The 20,086-nt window shown below is 41.5% G+C and carries 17 protein-coding genes; 6 read left to right on the forward strand and 11 right to left on the reverse strand.

The window, feature by feature from the left end; all coding sequences use genetic code 11:
* Nucleotides 1-9: 9 nt before the first annotated feature.
* Both R8G66_24085 and R8G66_24090 read right to left on the reverse strand, forming a co-directional pair.
* The gene (locus R8G66_24085; GenBank protein MDW3195478.1) at nucleotides 10-3,567 is read right to left on the reverse strand and encodes a DUF6443 domain-containing protein; all 3,558 of its coding nucleotides are present in this window, start codon (nucleotides 3,565-3,567) and stop codon (nucleotides 10-12) included.
* A 6-nt stretch (nucleotides 3,568-3,573) separates the two neighbouring features.
* Nucleotides 3,574-7,203 (reverse strand): hypothetical protein, encoded by a 3,630-nt coding sequence (locus R8G66_24090; GenBank protein ID MDW3195479.1) that lies wholly within the window; start codon nucleotides 7,201-7,203, stop codon nucleotides 3,574-3,576.
* Nucleotides 7,204-7,463: 260 nt separating this feature from the next.
* Between R8G66_24090 and R8G66_24095 the strand changes: the two genes are divergently transcribed.
* The 3 genes from R8G66_24095 (at nucleotide 7,464) to R8G66_24105 (ending at nucleotide 10,183) form a co-directional block, all read left to right on the forward strand.
* A complete protein-coding gene (locus tag R8G66_24095; protein ID MDW3195480.1) occupies nucleotides 7,464-7,748 on the forward strand; it encodes a hypothetical protein in 285 nt (94 codons plus the stop codon).
* Nucleotides 7,749-7,816: 68 nt separating this feature from the next.
* Complete coding sequence (locus R8G66_24100; GenBank protein MDW3195481.1) at nucleotides 7,817-8,548, forward strand: restriction endonuclease; 732 nt, start codon at nucleotides 7,817-7,819, stop codon at nucleotides 8,546-8,548.
* Nucleotides 8,549-8,665: 117 nt separating this feature from the next.
* Nucleotides 8,666-10,183 (forward strand): hypothetical protein, encoded by a 1,518-nt coding sequence (locus R8G66_24105; GenBank protein ID MDW3195482.1) that lies wholly within the window; start codon nucleotides 8,666-8,668, stop codon nucleotides 10,181-10,183.
* 20 nt (nucleotides 10,184-10,203) lie between these two features.
* Here R8G66_24105 and R8G66_24110 read toward each other — a convergent pair whose 3' ends face one another.
* The 4 genes from R8G66_24110 to R8G66_24125 form a co-directional block, all read right to left on the reverse strand.
* Nucleotides 10,204-10,680, reverse strand: coding sequence for a hypothetical protein (locus tag R8G66_24110; GenBank protein MDW3195483.1), 477 nt, complete (start codon nucleotides 10,678-10,680; stop codon nucleotides 10,204-10,206).
* A gap of 42 nt (nucleotides 10,681-10,722) precedes the next feature.
* Nucleotides 10,723-12,069: a winged helix-turn-helix domain-containing protein gene (locus R8G66_24115; protein ID MDW3195484.1), complete on the reverse strand. Its 1,347-nt coding sequence runs from the start codon at nucleotides 12,067-12,069 to the stop codon at nucleotides 10,723-10,725.
* A gap of 85 nt (nucleotides 12,070-12,154) precedes the next feature.
* Complete coding sequence (locus tag R8G66_24120) at nucleotides 12,155-13,021, reverse strand: hypothetical protein (GenBank protein MDW3195485.1); 867 nt, start codon at nucleotides 13,019-13,021, stop codon at nucleotides 12,155-12,157.
* A gap of 122 nt (nucleotides 13,022-13,143) precedes the next feature.
* Nucleotides 13,144-13,350: a hypothetical protein gene (locus R8G66_24125; GenBank protein ID MDW3195486.1), complete on the reverse strand. Its 207-nt coding sequence runs from the start codon at nucleotides 13,348-13,350 to the stop codon at nucleotides 13,144-13,146.
* A 373-nt stretch (nucleotides 13,351-13,723) separates the two neighbouring features.
* Between R8G66_24125 and R8G66_24130 the strand changes: the two genes are divergently transcribed.
* Nucleotides 13,724-14,038 (forward strand): hypothetical protein, encoded by a 315-nt coding sequence (locus R8G66_24130; GenBank protein MDW3195487.1) that lies wholly within the window; start codon nucleotides 13,724-13,726, stop codon nucleotides 14,036-14,038.
* A gap of 446 nt (nucleotides 14,039-14,484) precedes the next feature.
* Here R8G66_24130 and R8G66_24135 read toward each other — a convergent pair whose 3' ends face one another.
* The 3 genes from R8G66_24135 to R8G66_24145 all read right to left on the reverse strand — a co-directional run bounded on the left by R8G66_24135 (nucleotide 14,485) and on the right by R8G66_24145 (nucleotide 16,692).
* Complete coding sequence (locus R8G66_24135) at nucleotides 14,485-14,835, reverse strand: hypothetical protein (GenBank protein ID MDW3195488.1); 351 nt, start codon at nucleotides 14,833-14,835, stop codon at nucleotides 14,485-14,487.
* A 371-nt stretch (nucleotides 14,836-15,206) separates the two neighbouring features.
* Nucleotides 15,207-16,088, reverse strand: a complete 882-nt coding sequence (locus R8G66_24140) for a putative DNA binding domain-containing protein (protein ID MDW3195489.1) — start codon at nucleotides 16,086-16,088, stop codon at nucleotides 15,207-15,209.
* Nucleotides 16,089-16,242: 154 nt separating this feature from the next.
* Complete coding sequence (locus R8G66_24145; protein ID MDW3195490.1) at nucleotides 16,243-16,692, reverse strand: nuclear transport factor 2 family protein; 450 nt, start codon at nucleotides 16,690-16,692, stop codon at nucleotides 16,243-16,245.
* Between the two features lie 346 nt (nucleotides 16,693-17,038).
* Here R8G66_24145 and R8G66_24150 point away from each other — a divergent pair, with 346 nt between their 5' ends.
* Together R8G66_24150 and R8G66_24155 are read left to right on the forward strand one after the other, a co-directional pair.
* Nucleotides 17,039-17,701: a DUF2490 domain-containing protein gene (locus R8G66_24150; GenBank protein MDW3195491.1), complete on the forward strand. Its 663-nt coding sequence runs from the start codon at nucleotides 17,039-17,041 to the stop codon at nucleotides 17,699-17,701.
* 109 nt (nucleotides 17,702-17,810) lie between these two features.
* Complete coding sequence (locus R8G66_24155) at nucleotides 17,811-18,656, forward strand: LamG-like jellyroll fold domain-containing protein (GenBank protein ID MDW3195492.1); 846 nt, start codon at nucleotides 17,811-17,813, stop codon at nucleotides 18,654-18,656.
* Nucleotides 18,657-18,750: 94 nt separating this feature from the next.
* Here R8G66_24155 and R8G66_24160 read toward each other — a convergent pair whose 3' ends face one another.
* On the reverse strand, nucleotides 18,751-19,215 hold the full coding sequence (locus tag R8G66_24160; protein MDW3195493.1) for a GNAT family N-acetyltransferase: 465 nt from the start codon (nucleotides 19,213-19,215) through the stop codon (nucleotides 18,751-18,753).
* A 40-nt stretch (nucleotides 19,216-19,255) separates the two neighbouring features.
* Entirely contained in the window at nucleotides 19,256-20,029 is a 774-nt protein-coding gene (locus R8G66_24165; GenBank protein ID MDW3195494.1) for an AraC family transcriptional regulator, read from the reverse strand.
* Nucleotides 20,030-20,086: the final 57 nt, after the last annotated feature.

Here is a 20,086-nt window from a genome sequence, read left to right on the forward strand (position 1 = left end):
TTAAAAATTCTACCGAACTCCTCTAGGTGCGAATCTGCGGTATGAAACTCCTGCATCGTAACCTCTTTTACTCCAGCGGTATTGCTGTAGAGTCTCTCCATACACTGGAGCTGGACCATATGAACCACCAAAGTAGACATGCAGCATGCGACCTACAGTTAGTTCCTTTGGGGGATTGGAGTGATTTAATGAGTGCAATGCTCCCGCCAGTCTTTGAAATGTGTCAAAATCGAGATGATGCATGCTTGCGTTAAGTCCGGCCAAATAATTACCAGCGCTTTTAGATGAAATATATTTTCCATTTAACATCTTACCTACTCCAGGCTGTTGATCTTGAATAGAGAAAACCCCGTTATTTCGAGATTCCATAGCTATCTGGATAACATCCATTCCTTGTGCTTGGTTGGCTAAACTATTGATCTGTGAGTCCCACGACTCACCAAACATAATCCTAAACCCTACACCATATTCATTTACCACATCTCCGGTTGACTCATATACAAAATCATCCCAATATTCGGTTTCTCCCATTTTTTTCCCATCACCAGATGTTGTTTCTGAATCAGCTCTTTTCTGATCAACATCTTCTTTAGTCGTAGCATCATCATGCCGGTAAACGCCTAAATCTCCATCATCATATACTGCTATTACATTTCCAGTAGAATCAGTGTGGGTACTGAATAATCCTGTAGGATCAACATAAGCAATAGGGTTATTGTAATTGAAATGATAAGGGTTCCATGACTCTTGTTTAGTATCGGCAAGAGGATCTATTGAATTAAACCGGCCTAGCCAGGAATCGAACATTCGGGCATTAAAATCGAATACTCTCCATTCTTTTTGCTCTTCGTTTCCAGTGAGTTTATAAAGGTTTTCAGGACTTAAGGCAGAGTGGTTGAAGGTGCTTCCAAATGGATAATAAGCATCTCTCTGCATAACAGAGCCATTTTCACTTACAGTAACTCGGATGTTTCCAAGGTGGTCCGCCACATTGTAGTGATAATTCCAGCTGGATTGATTTCTTAACGCCCTACCTTCTGCGTGTAGGATAAACTCAAGTTGCGCACTTCCTTCTGAGGGTTCCTTTTCGTAATGGAATACGCCGTCATAAGTCCATTCTTTACCATTGAATGTTTTTAGGTGTTTGACCCCTGTTGCATCATAGGTGTAATTGATGCTTTGCCCTGTATTCATTGTGACTCGTTGTGGAAGGTTCAGGTAGTTGTACTGGATATTGGTGATGCCCTTATTGGAATCACTGGTCATATTTCCATTTTTGTCGTACTTGTATTCTTCGGTCCCCACTGATGATGAAACGTTCATAAATCCTTGTGTGTTGTTCGTTGCATCTTCTACACGTGTCAACTGATTTCCAATGTAGTCATAACCCAGGTTATCAATGGTATTGCGCTGTAAGGTTTGAAGGTTCCCATTCTTATCATATGTGATGCCACTTACATCGTAGTTGCCAACTCCAGTATAATTGGCAAGCTTTAGCCTATTTAGATTGTCGTAGGAGTACTGGTAATTCTGAGTAGCCTCTGTTACACCACCGCCTTTCGCCTTCCAGAGCATCTGAGAAATATTACCATTGAAATTACCTGAAGAAGCATCGTTATACTTCAGTTCCATTCCAAATTGGTCTGTCGAAGGATCATCGAAATCGTTAGCTCCTCCATTGATGGTCGTTAGCCAACCTCTTTCATTGTAGCGGTAATCTACCGATTGTGCGGGTGAACCATCATCATGCAGGTCTTTCTCGATCAATTGACCGATGGCATTGTAGGTATGACTGGCCAAAGGTTTGGTTCCATGTCCTACGATCTCATGGGTGTGGATCAGTAAACGGTCTCGATGATCATAAGTGAAATTCTCCTCGATGGTAGTGGTAGAAGTTCCATTTCTATGCAGCGTAGAAGAGCGCTTGACTAAGGGTGATACTTTGTTTCTGTAAGTGATAACCACCTGGTCTGCATCACCGAAATAGTTTTCAGTGATAGTTGCTTTTGATCGCAACCTGTCGTCATAGTAGGCTACCGACTTTAGGTGCTTGACCGGACTTTCCTTAAGCAATTTGGTAAGCCCACCAGTAACTAATCCTTTTACCGAGGGATAGTGATTGGCATAACTATAATCTGATCTCCAGCTAAAGTCAGTAATAAAATCATACTTGTCATAGTAAGTGACTGTCAGTACCTCTGTACCCGAGGCCTGAGGATAGCTTGTATCATCATAACCGTGTACATTCCCACTTACATTACCGATGTAAGCCACGCCAAAATCATAGTTATTGTTACCATCGATGATCGCCTGAAGTTCACTCCGGTTTTGAGTCATGCTTTTAATACCCGTCATCACGGGCCTGTTCAACTCATCGTATTTGGTGTACAACCACTGATGTTCGTAAGTCGCCTGACTGGTCGATTTGGTTGCCGAAAAGTTATCAGCCTTGGAAGCACTGAAGTTGGGTTTCTTGAAAAGGATCTTCGCTCCAGGCGCTCTGACATAGTTTTTACCCTGATAACTTTCTACCACCAGGGTACCCGACTCAACGTACTGTACTGAGCCTGAAGTAGTGGTGCCAGAAATCACAGGAACATTCCTTCGGTTACCGTCCAGTGTAAAGACCAACCGATCTCTTTTGTCATATACCATCTCAATTTTCTCCGCTCCAGGTACTTGTTTTTCGATCATGCGATTGCGATTGTCGTATTGATAGCGGAACAGCCATTTACTGCGGAAATTATTGTCATTCAACAAACTCCAGTTGGTTCCAATCTCAGCAACTGCCTGCGGGGGAATCACAAAGGTTAAGAGGTTGTAATCATCAAAGACATAATAGGTATAAGTTTCATCGGTAGTCCCTACCGCATTGATCTTACAAACCACTTGTCCTGTCTTGTTGGTATACTCCAGCATCATCTTTCCATCTTCATCAGTAGTCAGCATGCCTCGAAGCTCATTGGCTGGATAGTTTCCAGTAGCAGTCATGATCTGATTTGCACTGTTATCGACGGTGATTTGCCTGATTTCATTGGCTTCATTGAATTGATAGGTATAACTAACCGCATGCGTTCCTCCTTCAGCAGAACTTCGCCACGGGGTTCCAGGTGAACTGGTTTCAATCGCTCGATTCAGCGGAGAGTCATCAAACAAGGTTTGGGAATAAGGGTAGTCAATGGTATCAACTCCGGTTGGAGGTGCGTCATAAAACCCTTCCAGGCCCGTGAGTGGACTGTTGTAGTAAGCACCGGATGTGGTATTCGCTCGAAAAGGCAAATAGTCCTTATCCGCTCTGCCGATAGGGTCATAGCTGTACATCTTAACCATATCTGACCCATTGGGTGAGGCTTCGCGCATCACTTCCTGACTGGTTCTTCCTAATCCATCAACATATACGATATCGGTCTGTACTTGCTGTTGGTTGGCCCTTTGAGCATTCAGGTTGGTCTTTATCGTATCACGGGCCGTAAGGCTCATGACATAGTTCTTCGTACTGGTTTGTCCAAGGCTTACGACACTAGAGGTAAGCGTAGCTAATAGAAGCAGGATTACTTTGAGATTCATAAGCGTTTAGTTGGAGTAGTTGTATTTGTATTCTTTCAAGATGTTCTGATCCTGGTCCTTGACCTGGTAAAGCCGATGAAAGTCATCGTAGTGGTAGGTGATAATCAAACCATTCGGGTCTATCTGCTTGGATATGCCTATCCCCGGATCATACAAGTAAGTCGTCATTATGGCATGGTCGGGTATTTCATTCCTGAGATCCGATAGAATCGATTCAATGGTTGCCGTACTGGTTTGTGATTCCAGATTCGATATCGAAGAAGAAATAGCATTCAAGTCGGTGGTGAGCTGAGCGTAGGAGTAATCAGTAATGGATGCCACCTGCATCGTACCATCATAACTCCATAGCTGAATGGTCTTCAATCCATCCCTGACTACTTCTATCAAATTGCCAGAAGTCGTTTCATAATCCAGTTGAATCCGTTCTTCTCGTTCTGAAGACGATCTGCCTAGCAATACTCGATCAGGCAGGTGATAATTACCATAGGATCCAAACTCAACTTTTCTACTAAGTTGTGATGTTTGGCCATTGGTTACATTGCTTTCCAAGACTTCAGCTATTCGGTGATTGGCCAACAGCTCTGTTTCAGAAAGGTCAGCAGGATATTTGAAGGTTTCCGTGATTTCATCACCAAGACTGTTGAAAACTGACTTGCTTCTGACCTGATAGGAAACCGAAGGGTCATACACATATTGGGTAACCTGATTCAAGGGATTACCATCATCATCGTATGAGGTGGTCAAGGTTCGATTGAGCTTGATGAAATACCTGCTACTTGCCAAAGTGCGTTGCTGATGGATGGGCATAGGACCACTTCTAAAGCAGGAGACATTGGAGGTACATATTTCTCCTTCGTATTGTGTATTCCCAACTCCCGAAAAGACATTGACCCAGAACTGAGCAGGATTAGAGGCTAAGAACTTGTTGCAGATTGCAGAAGTGCCGCCCCACCAGGGCTTCCAGCATTTCTTGGAGGTACGGGTAAAACAACCTGGCCCAACCCACATGCAAGGAGCTTGATCGCCTTCAAGCCAATCCACATAATCGAAAAATACATGATCGCCGGTGTTATCGGCCTGGACGATCATGATGTCACGGTTATCTATATCGGCTAATTGTTTGAACCAAAAACCGTGAAAGCCCTCACCGATGTATTCAACGCTGTATTCATTGGCTACTTCCTCCACCTTGGCATGTATGTCATTGGTGGTGTCTTTTCTGTAGATGGACTGATCCGTTACTCGACCATTCATCTGATGGTAGTTGATATAGGGATCTATACTCTGCGCTTCACTTCTGTTTTCGAAATAGGTAACTGAAACGCCATTGTAATCCGCATTGGTCTCGTCCCAATCTACCTGTGAAACGGTCGAATAAGTGATGACATTCGGCGTAGGAGTAGCTTGGTTGTTGGCATATCGTTGTAGGTACTGACAGTCTCCAAAAGGCTCATAGATCCTTTCGAATAACCGTGGCTGATGAAGTTGCGCACTGGAAGCGGCATTGGACTCCAGAAATGATTTAGTGATCTCACTTGGCTTTTTTAGAGATAGATCACCGTAATAGTAATAGGTAGTCTTGGCCAGTGCATTGGTCGCTTCATAGTCCAGAGTTTTATATACCCTGGGTGCACCCACATTCAGGTTGACCGTTGAAGTTGTTTCTTCATAAACGTCCATGGTGATGGTTACACCAAAGATGTTATTGACCAGCAACATGTTGTAGATCCCTGGGCCAAGGGTTACTTGTTCCAAAACAGCAACCGCAGCCCCGTCTTCACGGAATTCTGTCACAATGGCACTGTTGTTTACAAAATCGCAATAGTCATTGCCATCCCCATTGACGCCAGATGCATCAGTGAGTGCCGCAAAGTATAAGGGAGCTGTTTGAACAGGGAAGTTGCTGCCTGTTACGGAAATCTCAACGGTGTAAGTCCCAGATTGAGTTAACCTGAAATTGTCGGTTGCAGAATTAGGAATACCTAGCACGCCATCATCGCAATAGGTACCTGCTGTCTCACCACCGGAAACCGTGAGTCTCCCCAGATACTTTCTGTTCTCCACCAATTGACTGCCACTGACCCAGGGAAGCTGATAGGAAAACTCGGTATATCCTCCTGTAGGATAGGTGACCTTTGACAACATGCCAACAGTCGCATAAGCTACCCTTGATTCTCGGTTGACACCTGTTAAATGACTCGCATCATCATAGTCACTATTCTTAGGAAAGAGGTTGTTTCCTCCCCATCCATTGTAAAAGCCCCAATAGTCCTGTGCATTGCTCGTTCTAGAAGGGATGGAATTACGGTCTTTATATTCAAAAGTGTACTTCTGAGGATTAGCCGAAGAAGCTGCAAATAATTGAACTTCATCCAATAGGAGCCTACTTTCCCAATCAGGGCCATTTTCATCCGGTCCGGCATAGCTGTACTTTAATTCACATCTTTGAAGTGTATTCTGGGAAGTCAGGTCTTTGATAATGATTTCTTCTACTGCTTTTCTTCCCGCCAGGTCTTTTCGATCATTGGTCTGTCTTTTTAGCTCCAGCATGTCTTTGTTATTCCTTCTGATCTTATTCAGAAAGGGCTGACTGATGACATAGTTGATCTGTGAGTTCATCGTGTAAGTTTCAGCGGCCTTACAATCAGGGTCAGTAGGGGCATTGTTATGCCAATCCGTGTAAATGGCTCTTTTCAATGCGGGTTGTTGTGCACTCCAGGGAGTCGGTGACAGGTACGAAAAGTTGAAGGTATCACGTTTGTCTCCGGAAATGATTTGTGACACGTACCATGCTGAATTGTGCTTCAAATGATCAATGAAGTCTGAGCTGTCGTCAAATGATTCAGTCGTTTCTGCGTGATTAAATATGTAGGTGTTCCCGTTGGCGTCCCGAACTTTCCAAGAAGCAATTTTTGTGCTGTGTGTGGTGCCATTTGAGGCAAATGTTACTTCTACATCCAGCGTGGGATCATCAATGGCCATTGCTTTCTTTACAAGCGGGTTTCCGGTATCAAAATCATAATCGATGTACACTTTAGCGGATACATTCAGTACGTTGATGGAATAGAGGTCTACTTGTGTGTCAATCTCTCGCTTGATCACCCTGTCCCTGTATTGCAAGAAGTCTTCAATGAGGTTATCATTAGCTGGGAATACATCCCCTCTTTGGATTTCAAGAGACTTGAACAATTCGAAGTATGCCTGATAACTAAAGTCTCCTAGTAGTTCACTGCTGCTTTGTCTTTGAGGAAAAGGATCTGGGCTGTACGTCGTATAATGGCTGCCAGTAATGTAATGGTCCGGTAACCCTCTGACCTCCTTGGTTACCATACCTCCAATTCGGAGATTCCAGCCCAGGCCAACTTCTGTGGCAAGCTGCTCTACCTTGATTCCTCCACCACCGTAGGTGAGGCTCACAGGAATAGCAAGAGATCTGCCTGAAACTGAACCTATGGGAACTGATACCGAAGAAGCTCCTGTAAACATGGAGATGGGTTGGTTACCATAGGCACTAAAGGCAGCGGCTTCAGGAGACTTGGGGATCGTGACAAAATCTCCGGGATCAATCTGCGCCTTTAGGCTTGGCAGGCACAGCAAGTAGCTAAATAAAAAAAGTGTTAGGGCTTTGTTATGCATACCGAAAGTTGAACTTGTTAGGAAGAAGTTTCAACTAAGGAACAAAAACGGTTTTATAAAGTCCAGAAGAACTTCATGAACGTACCGAAAAACTTCATGTAGGTAACGGATTTGCCAATGAACGTAAAACGGTTTGGTGTTTATGTTACTTTGTTTTCACAGAAAATGGTTGGGTTTTGATTCGATAGATTCTAACTTAGATAAAGAGTTATCTATGAAAGCCTGATGATCAGTTGTTACTGTTAATTGGGCTCATGTCTATGTTTAGAAAAGTTGCATATTGGTCAGCATTGGTTATTTCTGTGCTTTTTGTGTGTACGACTATGATTTTACTTGTTGCTACCTACGTCGATATAAAAGCTCACTCCGAAAATATCAACAAGCTCTTACCAACCTTGACACTATTTATTTCGGCGATTGGCACCTTTTCAACAGTTTTTTTTGGATGGCGGATTGATAGACGTCAGTCTAAAGAACTTGAATTGAAAATAAAGGAGTTGGAGGCGAAATATGATTCAGAATTAAAACTGAAAAGAGATAAGTAAATTCATCTATTATGGCCTGAATATCGTAAGTATAGACTCATATACTAATACTGGACTACTCCCTAACTATGAAATTGAATAATGAGTTTAACCATTTCACCAAGCTACGTAATGCAGTACTCCCACCAGCTTTTCGATCAATTCAGGAGCTAAAGAGAAGGATAAAGCCATTTGAATCACCAGTTTCCAGGAGTGCAGCCCTTTTTGATCAATATCAATCTATTGCAATATTTCAAGATTTGAAAACTGGTATTCCAGAAAAGTTTTTGCAGCATGAATTCTTTCATGGAGAAACTGAAGATTATGCTGGACTGGAATACGGTTTCGAAGACCAAATGGCGGAATTGGATGAGAAGCAGGTAATTGAAGTTATCGATGGTACTAAACTCATCATCTCTGACATCTACAAGGACAACAATCTTTTGGATATAATTGAACCCAGACAATTTGAGGAAGTAGTAGCAGAATTACTTCAAAGTGAAGGTTATGATGTTGAATTAACAAAACGGACACGAGATGGGGGATATGACATCATTGCATTAAAAATGGCTTCGGGGGGATTACCATTGAAATTTCTTGTAGAGTGCAAGCGACATAAAAGCAAGATTGGTATTGACATTATTCGGAGCTTCTGTGATGTTATAAGGGAGGAAAATGCCAATAAGGGAATCATTTTCACTACTTCTTACTTTTCAACAGAATCAATAAAGAGACAACAAAAAATGGGTACAATCCTCGATTTTCAAAATAGAAAGGACGTCATTGACTGGGTCATCAAATATGAAGAATCCAGAAACTGAAAGCATGTCATAATAATAGATATGATGCTTATCCTTTAAGAAAACAGGTGTTAAAATATTCCAGCCAGCCAAATTCAGGGTTTGTGGGGCGTGATTAAAAAATTAGATATAATAAAAATGGCAGATGAACTTGATTTCAAAGAAATTGTAAAAGATGTTCATATGCATCTGATAGCGAATGTGATGGATCGTATCCTCCTTTTTGAAGTGGACTCCATTTTAGATCATTTCGTCGATCTATTTCTTGACAAGCCGGAAAATGCCAGCAAAGTTCTAATTGTTACCGATAAGTTTTGGATCTATAAGAATCTATGGAAAGCAATTATGGAATTGCTTTATGAGAGGTATTTCCCTGATAAAAATTACGAGTTCAACTGGTCAATAGAAGTTACTCCATACACACTCCTGATATGTGACTATATGGATGGAGAAGAAAGTACAGAGTTTAGCCGGTTTACTTCCCAAGCCGGATTTACCGAAGAAAAAATTGAGGAGAATTTTAAAGAGGTTGTAGATGAAGTTCGGCTAAACGATTACATCGACAGAATACCAGAGAATTTAAGGCCGAATACTAGGAAAGAGCAATTGATATTGATTTTCCGATTGATGAATTTTCCTCCACTAGAAGAATTGGCTTTTTTCTTTGGCGCATTTAATTCCAGGATTCAACAACAGCTAAGTGATTTGAAAATCGGCTTTAAATCTCTTGAGAAAACAGAATTCCCAAATCTGAATATGTCAGAGCCTCTTCATTATTCTTTTTTCCACTTTAGTCATGAAGTCATTTCTGAAAATGGAATACTTGAGCTTGAGCAAAATGCTTCACTCAATCATCTAGCCAATGAATTTAAGGTAATTAAAGAGACTGTCGATAAAATCGATCCGCCAACAAAGGAGGTTATTTGTCCTTGCTGCGGTGAGGAACAAGCGGTGGAAATTCCAAAATACCTTTTACAATACAAAGCTCTATTAGCTCGAAAAGAATTGTCCAGAGAAATTGGCTTGGTATTCTTTCAAAATTTTAAGGAGAATTTCAAAGCAAAGCTTTCAGAGAAATTCTATCAATTCATCCCAAATATTAATAAGGTCGATAATCCTAAATGTCTGATTTTAGTAGAGGGGGAAAGTGAAGAGTATTCGATCCCTTTATTGGCCTTTCGTAAAAGGTTCATCCTTGCACAAGAGGGAATCCAAGTCTACAACTCCAAATCGAAACAAAAATTGAAGGAGGATTTCTTTAACTATAAAATCAAATACCCAAATAGAAAAATGATTTGCCTCTTGGACTCGGATGCAATAAAAGAGAAAGATGACCTTGAACGAGTAATACTGGACAATAAAGACAAGTACAGGTTATTTTACCTAGATAATGGCACTTTTGAAGATCTATTTGACTTAGAGTTTTCCGTTCAGATACTTAATGAAATATACCCAAACGGTGATGAAATTTTTGTTTCTGATTTTGACTCATCAAAAGACTTCCTTCAAAATGCCAAGAGACTTTTATTTGAAAAAAAGAAGGCTCAATTTGATAAAGTGCTTTTTTCAAAATCTATATCCTCCAAAATTGATGTGGACTTAATTCCTAATGTGATAAATGAAATTTTCGAAGTGGCTCATGGTTTTACAAGATAAGGTAATCTGAAGGCTTAAAGTCAGCAAAATTTTATATCCCCTAAAGAAACACCTGTCAAAAAAGTCAAATTATTGAAGACTTTGATTTTTGTCTGATCTTCCTGAGCAGAGATCAGCAACTGAATATTGGAAGTGTCTACAGAGCGCTTATTGGCATACTCTTGAATCAATGAGTGAAAAACGTCGCTTAACCTCATTTTGACCTTGGAGTTATCTGGACCAAAAAAGCAGCTTTCTAATTCTTTGATCGTCATTTCCTTAATTTCTTTCCCTCCTGAAAGCAGATAAATGCGCAAGGTCTGACTTGATTTTACAATTCTCACAAAAACAGTTTGGAAACCGACTCCTTCTTCCATGGCAGTTTCCAGTATAAAACACTGATAATTTTGATTGATCAGTTTCTCTAAGCCAAAAAGGCTTGCTGACAGATTTTCCATGTAGGACGTCAATCCATTCTTAATTCCTGTTGCTTGCTGTTCTTTCATTGTCGTTTTCATATTGTTTAGTGTTTAAGCGTTTTGAAATATGTCTGTTTGATTTTAATTCAGTTGAAGATTGGAATGGTTAGAGAGTATCGAAGCATGGAATTGCTTCAACAACATTGGATCACCAAGTTTGCCGATTCGCTGTTCACAGTCCCGATACATTTCCAGTGAGGGCCTTCTCTTAGCCGTATCTTTCTTCTCATTGTTGAGGTATCGCCGGATTTGAGCATTCAGAATCAGCTTGAGCTGCACCTCTTGTTTTCGTTTTTCCTGTACTTCCCACCACTTCTTCGTTCCTGTGAAGCCATGACGGTTCGTTGGATCAAAATATCGGTCAGGAAGTTGTACAAATCGATTCTCAGGGTCTTTCTGGATAAACTTCTTGACCAGAAAGATGCGCTCGGTGTAAATCTCATGGACTCGCGTCAGGCGGTTTTCAGTCACAGGTTCATACCATTTTCGAAGTAATCTCTTTGCAGCCAGTTCCCGCCTTTCTGTGAGATACACATCCTTGTAAAGCACGTTCTTCGCCAGATTCCAGAGCCTATCTGCGTAAAAGGAAGTGGCGGCCCGAGCTGGATTTTCAGGGGATTTATCCCCGTTTTCCTCTCCAACTCGATGCCACCCTTTTTCCCCTGCATCTTTGTGGGCCATTTCGGATAACTCACACTTATCCACAGCCGCCGCCCGGCCAGCCGCCTTTTCGCTTTTAATCGCCATTTTTTCCCCTGTGTGTCCCGCAAGGGTGTTGCCAGTGTAGCCTGAAGAGGCTTGAGGACTTGTGAGCGCACGCTCACGCCTTTTTGAAGTGTTGCCAGTTGAGACGTTTCGGCTGTTGATGCCCTCATTCGAAGGTATTTTCATCGAGTTAACCACATCTATTATTATATTATTAGTGTTTCTAGTGTTACCAGCATCTGTATGTAGACGTTTTGTCGTTTGTTCTTTTTCAAAATGGCCTTTCTGAGCTTCTACGGCCTCTTTTGCTGATTTAACATCTTGCGCCTTTTTTGCCTCATCTGGGCTTATTCTCTCCATTACCAACAGGATATCCAGGTTTATCCACAACTCATAACTAGCATTACTACCATGCCATACCTTCCTGGTGATCACACCTGCTTCCATTAACTTCTGGATATGACGTTGGACTGTGCGGGTGCTTGAATGACTCAATTTGGCCAGCTGCACATTGTTGGTTCTCAGTGATGGCAAATTGTCCTTATCTACTTTTTCTATTCCATTGGCTTTGATCAGAGCTGAACCATATAGTCTTATCAGTTCCTTAGCTGTTGCTGAAACACTTTGTCTTATCTGTAGCGATAGATCCTCAGTTTTGCTGTTGTAGGTTTTGACATATCTATCAAGGGCTTTGAAGGCCGTATGGTAATGGAGAAAGATCATTGTTGCTTTAGTTATGGATTTAATTGTTTGAAAAGAGTTTGAATTGGATGTTGATCAGTTATTGTTCTTTGCTGTTGCTTCGTGATCAGGGTTCATGTTCAACAGGTGAGACATTGACTGATAGCTTCTCTTCCTGACTGGCTTTGTAAACCTTACACTTTCGTTGATGTCCAAACTTGGAACTCATGTCTTTGAAGCTTTTGCCACAGATACAGATCAACTCCTTTTCAGCTTGCTCTTTGAAATTTCGGAGGTTTTCCAGTTCATCTTGTTGTTCCGTGTTTAGCTGTTCTTGTCGTGTTAGCTTCTCCTCACAACTAGAAAGCTTCTTGTTCAATTCATCATTGTTACCTGTTAATTCTAGTTCCTTTTCCTGATGAGATTTCAGTTGAGTCTGGTATTGGGTAAGTTCTGATCTGAGCTTGTTGATATAGATTCTCAGGTCATTGACCAACTTGTTGAATCTTGATCGCTTCATGATCTGAGCTTTGAATAGTTCACTGAAATGGTGGACCGTGAAAGCGAATGTTCCTCCGTAGATTAACATCGTAACTGCTTTTGTGATCAGTTCGAGGTAATTGCGGGTATGAGGATCGATTTGTTGTTCAGGATTAGAGAACCGATAGAAGAGCTCATAGAACACAACCACACCATCCCAGGCCAACTCATTGATGAAGAAGATGGAAATGGCGAAGATGACGGCTTTTGAATCTCCTATCCATATAAGCGCAAAGACAATGAGGTCAAATATGATGACCACTGAGTAGGCGTGGTAGAGGCTGACTGAAGTGCTTATCTTCATATATAGATGCGCACTGTGGTCAAGGTTATTGATCATTGCCCCGCTGACGATCAACATCAGGAAGGTGCGGAAGTTGAAAACAGTCGCTATCCATTTTTCGCGGATTTCGATAGGATTACCAGAGGAGTCAGTTTTTTTATTACTATTCATGTTATTCGATGTTTGAAGCTATGAAAGACTTGGAGTTTGTTATCAGAGAATCACTAGGGCGGTGATGCCTCAAAAAAGGAGTGACCTCAAATGAAGCTTCTCACAACCTTGAATTGACTTGATTAATTGTCTCGTTGATTTCTGATAGCTGCAACTAGATCATGGAAGGCCAGAATAGCTCCAGACAGGAATTGCAATACAAAACGGCCCGCTACGAGTCCAACAATGACCCAGACTCCCGTCTTGACAACTTTGATCTGACCCTGGCTAAGGATCTGATTTTGATACTCGAATAAATGAGTGGCTTTTTGTGATGTTGAATTTCTCATTTGAAATGGATTTTGATTGATATCACACCTCTCTAGCTCACATAGAGAAATTCAGAATAGCACGGGTATCCGCACCTAGAAAATTCGAAATTGGGACCCTTGGGCCCACTTGTTGGTATTCATACCACACCAAAACCCTTCATACGATATGTGTGAAGGGTTTTTTATTTCCTGTTGTTGTCTTCCATTCTGATAACAGCATAAACTGAAAGGCCAACACAGTAGTAGGAAGATACTTGTTTTGGACACAGTTCCAAGTCATTCAATTTGATGAAATCACCATTAGCCTTCAACGCTGATTTTGTTAGTATTTACCTATAAATATTAGCTTTTATTCCCTCAGACTAATGTAGATGTAATAATCTCTTTTTTAATGGTCTTCACGCCTTGGATATTTTCATTATTAGTGCTTTACAAGAAAGCTAGATCGAAAAGCGAAAAATTTATATTCGTTGGAGCCATGTCAATAATGATTTTTGCCTTGATATCGATAATCGTAGAGTTAATTAGGGAAGAAGAATTTGGAGGTATTAAACCGTTGGCCCTTTTTTGGTCCACGATATTGCTATTCCTCTACATCTACATTAGCCCGAAAGATGGAAGAAAAAGCTTTATAAAAACATTCATTGCAGTAATTATAGTCCTCATCCTTGCAGCAATAAACAAAGGCTTACAGGCACCTATTTGATTTTGCCACTCCATTGAGAAGGTCAGTTCTTCAGAACACACCCCTAGCCCCTCTCAAGAGGCGAATCATTTCTGCTGTGAATTCCTCAGGATAATGATTTAGCCTGCAATCCCCGCAAGGGGATATATAAAGAAACTGCGCTTTGTCGTAGTACGATGCTGGTTGTATTTGAGAGCGGGCGAATGTCCGTTCTTTTTTACCAGTTAGGAGACTTTATCTGCATTGTGAGTTCAATATTAGCTATTGGCTTATCTGTATTGATGACATGACTCAGAACTTTCAATAAATCACTCTTGATTTATTTGATAATACCAACTTTTATCAAGTTGTTTCATATTCCTAAACTGACTAGACCAATAGTCAGTTAAAGATTCCAAGTTATCCAAGTAATATATTTTAATCCTATCATTGATTTTGAACTCAATAAACCTGCCAAGTCTCGGGGTTCATGTAAAAAATATATTTGAATAACCAAGCTCTTTCGGTATTGACAGCTCGGAGTAGTGCAAATGAAATAATTCAACGGTTTGCCGGTAGTAGAAAGCAACACTATCAAGGTCAGTTGTGCCATATTTTTCAGATAGATATCTCTTATTCCAAGCACTTGTATTTTGGAAAGCTGAATCTTTTTTTAACGGTGAATCACTACTTAGGAAAATCGGCATAGACATATATTGATTAGTATCGAGATCAAAAACACAAATGCGATTAAATACTAAATCTGCTTGACGTATCTCTTTATTATAAATAGCCTTTACCCTTTCACAGCCAATAGCTTTATCAAAGAAAAACTCCATATCAGTAGTCTTATTCAACTCATAAAACTCCCTGAAATTGATTCTTCATTGATCGACGTATCCGCGCACTTAATCAAGAATACAAATAATGAAAATAAAAAATAGCGCTTCATCTATAGTAATTTCACACTTTTCACTTGAGTAAACACGTCGATGAAGTGCTCTTAATGGATTAAATGAAGCTTTTTTGTTATCCCAATAACTTCCAGAGTCATTTTCGTTAGTCATCCTTTAGAAGGATTAATTCAACACGTAACCTGAATGACCCTATTAAGTATTTTCAACAATAACTTATTATAAGTTGATTAAGAGGTGTTTCCTTTTACTGTAATATTCCTAAAATCACCAACCCTTCCTCGCTTAACTCAGCCTTAAAACCGCTCATTAATATAATCATATACCTTACTCAGCCTAAGATCGCTGGTAGAGGGGCCACTTCTAACAAAGAAGTGATCCGTATTATCATCCAGGAAATAGGCAGGTGAGGAAGCCGGTTTACAATCCACACGTAACAATTCCTTTCCTGAATAGGTCTCGAACGTAAAGTGTAAAAATTGGAGATGGACCGTACTGATCCGTTCTTTGATCAGGTTGGTCAGGTGCAACAAGAGTTTATCGTGGTTCTTGAAACGGTCGTTTTCTAACCCTAAAACTGTCCCATCATCGGCCACTCCGATCAGCAAGACGCCCCCACTGCAATTCATAAAAGCCGCGAGGGTTTTCAGTACTGCCTTTTCGATGGCTTTGTCCGTTTTTTGGGCATGCAGGTTCCATCGCAGTGTACTTTTGAATTCTACATGTTCATCTTCTCCACTTTCGATGATCTCCATGGTCGAAATCTCCTCGCGTGAACGAAGGTAACTGGTGATCTGCTTCGCCAGGCCCCTAACAATTTTTAAGGCTACGGCTGCGGCAACGTAGGACTCATCGAATAGCAGGGTTCCTGAAATAGTGATCACTGTAGAATCCTCGGCTGCAAATACGGTCCCTGAACGAAAATCTTTGTTGAGGACACCTATTTCTCCAATCAACTGCCCTGGTTGCAGTGTTTTGTATTCTTTGTTCGAAAGCCCGAGTGTGAGGCTTCCGCTTTCGATGTAAAACAGGTATTCAGGCTTCTTATTCGCATCGAAGATCACTTCTCCTTCATTGACGTGTCGCCGTTCCAGAATGGGCTTGAGGCTTAGCAGTTCATCTTCGGTCAAGTTTTTGAATACCCTGGAATTCGCCAGAAGTTGCAGCATTAGGTCCATGAATGCAAGATAAATGCTTTTCTTACCGGAAGTAGAAGTCCGGTCAATGAACTGAAAAAAACCATCATCAACAATACTCCAGCCTCTATCATGAACATGAAATTCAGAAAAGTGACTTGGAAATAGTTTCCTGAAGGGCTAAATCGGAACGATATCACCAATATTCCTTGATCCGGGAAATCTTACCATCCCTAAATTCGAACAGGGCCATCTGGGGTGTTTCATCGCCTTCCCTGGTAACAAAAATCTTCTCCGTAACGACCGCATTTAATCCGGCAATCCTCCTCAATACTTTGACATCAGTGACACTACCATCATATCCACCATTTTTCTGATTCCTGACATATCCATTGTACAAATCCTGACGACTGTACGTACCACCATACTTAGGATGGACATATTCAAAATCATCCGTAAATAAGGAAAAGACCTTGTCGATATCCGCGACGGTAGAACCTACCTGAAAGACCTTGACATTTAGCTGGTAGTATTCATCGATTATCGTATTCAATGAGTCCTTATGTTGGGGAGTAGCTTCTTGTGCCCTGGTTGCACTGCAAACCATTAGACCCGCCAGAGAGAGTAAGATTGCGTTGAGATTCATGATTGATTTCGACCTTCAAAAAAATTACTTACGTAAGATGTAGCAATAGGTAAGGATTTAGAAGGGCCAAGCCTCCCCTACTGACAAAAAGCCTGCACTTCCTGACATAAGCTATTATCAGGTTTGCGAACCTACACTTCAAACCCTAGTAATCTGATCGCTTAAGTGATCAGGTTACTGACAGATATCAGTTCTGCTCACCACTTATCTCAGTCTCAGAAGCTTCCATGCACGAGACCTTTGTCCTGGCTAAAAATTCACAGTCATGAAGGTTTATGTCTACCTACTGACCTTATTTTTCTTAAGTCTTTTTTGTCCCATTCAGGGTCAGTCCCAATCTGAACCCATGATTTGGCTTCATTTCTCCGAAAAAGTCAATTTCACGCCGAGATTATCAGGTCTGGCTCTGTTCCAAAAAAGGTATTTTCTTGATCGTCACAATACCTATCAGGATCTGTTTTGGGCCAGTGGAGGATATCAGTTGAAAAACATTCAATTCGGCGGAGGTATGATGTTTATCACCACACATAAACTCCTGACTTCCGTTTACAAATCAATTCCGGAACATCGGCCTTTTCAGTACTTGAGTTATACCAGCGCGATACCCGAAACACGTTGGCGATTTCAAATTCGAGCGATGGTCGAAGAAAGATTCCTAAGCAAGGTCATGGAAAACGAAATAGCTACTGCCGAAGCATTCCAACTACGGTACCGGCTTAGGAGTAATCTCATGTTTGATTTTGCGCGCAATGCCCAATTCAAGTTGAGCAATGAATGGCTCTGTACACATGAATTGGACCTTACACAGAACCGTGCCTTTGCTGAAGTCGCTTATGCTTTTAAGACCCTGCAGGTTAGTACAGGTTATATGAATTGGTATATCAAAGGGATCAACAAGCCCTGGCGACATATATGGCTATTGAGAGTTGATCATAAGATCAGATGGCAGGAGCTAGCCCAAAACCTGAGGGTTTTTGATCAAATCCATCCACAATCGATGATTGATTAGAACATAATGCCAAGCAGTTTTAGTCAGTTCTGACCCTGGTAATTTGCTACTGCTTTGAACCATTCTCCATTCTCTATCTTTGTTGGCTAATTTCAACAGACCTATTTCTATGAATTCTCGATTGACCTATCTGATCATTGCCTTTGCATTTTTTTTCCTTGGCTGCAGCTCCGATCCAAACAAAAACTTGCGAGAATCACTGACCTTATATGCCTCGTTTGATCAGGCGGAAGCAGATTTTGCCATGGGCGATAAAGCATTGTATGCCGCAGCTTCGCGAAGATCAATGGACAGCACTACGCAGCAAGGCCTTGCAACCGGAGTTCATGAACTGGAAGCAGGTGGAAAATGGGGCAATGCCCTGAGATTCATCAAAAGAGACGATGCCGTCTTGTTTTTCAAAAGTGCCCAAAACATCAATCATACTCCTCAAAACTGGTCCGGCACGATATCCTTCTGGCTCAAAGTAAGCCCTGAAACGGAGCTGGCTCCCGGTTTTACCGATCCCATTCAAATCACTGATACGCGATATGATGACGCATCCATATGGGTCGACTTTACCAGAGAAAGCCCCCGGGTTTTTCGATTGGGCATCCTCGGCGACCGCACTTCCTGGCATCAGGATACAGTACGCACCTCGGCAAGAGCGGAATATGAAAGAAGATTGATTCCCGTTGCGACCCCTCCGTTTGATAACAGTACATGGACCCATGTTGTGATTCTGTACAAGGATCTAGGAACCCCAATGGCCACATACGAACTCTTTTTGGATGGAAATACAATGGGCAAAAGAGAAGGCATTGACGATCCGTTCAACTGGGAACCTGAAAAATCGAATATCTATCTTGGATTAGGTTTTGTCGGTCGAATGGATGAACTGGCCATTTTCAATCGACCTCTTTCGAATGAAGAAATCATTCAATTGAATCAAATGAATGAGCCATTTAAGTTTTAGCCAGTTCACAAATGGAACGAATATCTACAGAAAGCTATTAAGGGGGTTTGCGTTAATATCATGAGTATGTAAATGTGCGCTTACTCATATCTGATCAAGGAAGTAGCTTCTTCCAGAAAATCACCTTATCATCACCCTCCGTCCAGAAATCACGTATCGTGGCCTCCAGGTTGTAACCCAATTTCAAATAAAACTTTCTGGTCAATTCAAATTCATCGGTACCTGAAGTCTCTACGATCAACAAACGAATGGATTGCTCTTTCAGGATTCGCTCGATATAGTTCATCATTTCAATACCAATCCCCTGGCCCTGTCGCTCTTTTAACACGCCGATGGCCAGCAGATTATACGTTCCTTCGGTGAACTTTTCTGGGGTGCAGTAGCCAATCGCCACAATCTCGCCGTTCTGCTTTTTGGTAAACCAAATATCATCCGTGGCTTCGTTCGTAAGGTAATCCGACATCATTCCCTCCAGATATTCCGATGGAAAGAGACCACTGGAATCTACCACAGTTTTCAACTGTTTGATGTCTTGTTTTTCTACTTTTCTAATTGCCATTACTTCCGTATTTGTCGGCAATTTAGGTGACTGGCTGCTCCTAAAGTTGTACGGTTCTGCTATTGTAAGCTTTCACAGGGTTAACCCCTAACATGGTTTTAAATGCTCTGCTGAAGTGTGGCTGATCATAGAATCCGCTTTTGATCAGAGAAGCAAATAAATCCTCTTCTGTATCGAGGTGTGCTGCGATCGTATTCCGGAGCTTGCACCACAATAAATACTTCTTCAGAGAAATGCCTGTGTTTTCTTTGAACAGGTGTGAAATCCTGCTGGCTGAGAGATGTACCAAATCGGTCAATTCATTCAGCATCACATCATAGGACACGGCTTGTTGCCGTAGGTAAATCAAAACCTTTCGCACTCGTTCGTCATAGGCCGACATTGATTCAACTGCCGCTAACCGGGCCTTGAGTGCATGAAAATCATTGTGTGAAGATTGATCTTTCATTGACAAGAAGACACCATCCTTCAGGGTAATATCAAGTGTAGACAAGACCCGCTTAGCATGCATTTCACGGTGCTCAATCATGGTTACTTGCACGTTGCTTCCAGGGGCCAAAACACGATGTAAGACATTGGCATCTATGACTAACAGAGAAACATGATCATAGGTAGTATGGCCATTCGAAAACTGCATATTTCCTGATGCATCAAACAATACCTCGATTGCCGGGTGGCTATGCAACTCCGTCTCCAATCCTTCAAATTGGAATTCATACACGCCTCGGGCAGGGTCGAATTGATGAACAATCATTAGGTAAGTATACCCAAAATGCACCAATGTGCTGCGAAAAGTCTGTTGTCCTACTGACAAAAGTCAAGTAGTCAAATTAGCAATACCACTAACATTGAGTTTAGCAAATTCAAATGG

This window comes from Cytophagales bacterium (assembly GCA_033344775.1).
Classification (GTDB): domain Bacteria; phylum Bacteroidota; class Bacteroidia; order Cytophagales; family Cyclobacteriaceae; genus JAWPMT01.